The organism is Streptomyces niphimycinicus, from assembly GCF_018883605.1.
Taxonomy (GTDB): Bacteria; Actinomycetota; Actinomycetes; order Streptomycetales; family Streptomycetaceae; genus Streptomyces; species Streptomyces niphimycinicus.
In genome coordinates, this window is the sequence record NZ_JAHLEM010001322.1 from 1 (window position 1) to 634 (window position 634).

The window sequence follows — 634 nt, forward strand, 5'->3', positions numbered from 1 at the left end:
CGGGGACGACGGCGACCACGGCACGGCCCGTGTGCTCGGTGCGCGGGCCGCCCGTGGGGCCCTTGGCGCCGGGCTGATCCGGCAGGACGACGGCCGGGCCCGGCCGGTCCGGGCCGTCGGCGCCCGTCTTACGGGCGGCGGCACCGTCGAAGTGGGTGATCCGGATGCGGTACGGGCGCCCGGCCTGGATGCCCGCCTCCACGGCCGCCCCCGCGTCGTCCACATGGATGTGCACATTCCACAGGCCGTCGCCGCCGACGATCACCAGGGAGTCGCCGAGGGCGTCCAGCCGCTCCCTCAGGGCGGCCATGGCCATGTCGCCGGCCTCCAGGAGGTAGATCACCTCGAAGGCGGGCCCACCGGCCGCGGCGCTGTCGGCGGGACAGCCCGCGGGGTCCTGCCCATGCGTCCCGGCGGGCGCCAAGTCACGCGCCGGGGCGTCACGCGTCAGGCCGTCATCGCGCGAGCGGACGGGCGCGAGCGCCGCGGGAGCCTCGCCCGACAGGGCCTCGGCGAGCCCGCCCAGGACCGTCACCAGGCCGTAGCCGCCCGCGTCGACCACCCCCGCGCGGGCGAGGACGTCGAGCTGGCCGGGGGTGGCCTGGAGCGCCGTCCGGGCGCCCTCGTAGGCGGC

The 634-nt window shown here is 78.4% G+C and carries 1 protein-coding gene; it reads right to left on the minus strand.

Annotation, left to right across the window (positions count from 1 at the left end; genetic code table 11):
- On the minus strand, positions 1-634 hold a 634-nt coding region (locus KN815_RS49560), incomplete at both ends, for a fatty acid kinase subunit FakA-related protein (protein ID WP_507229943.1).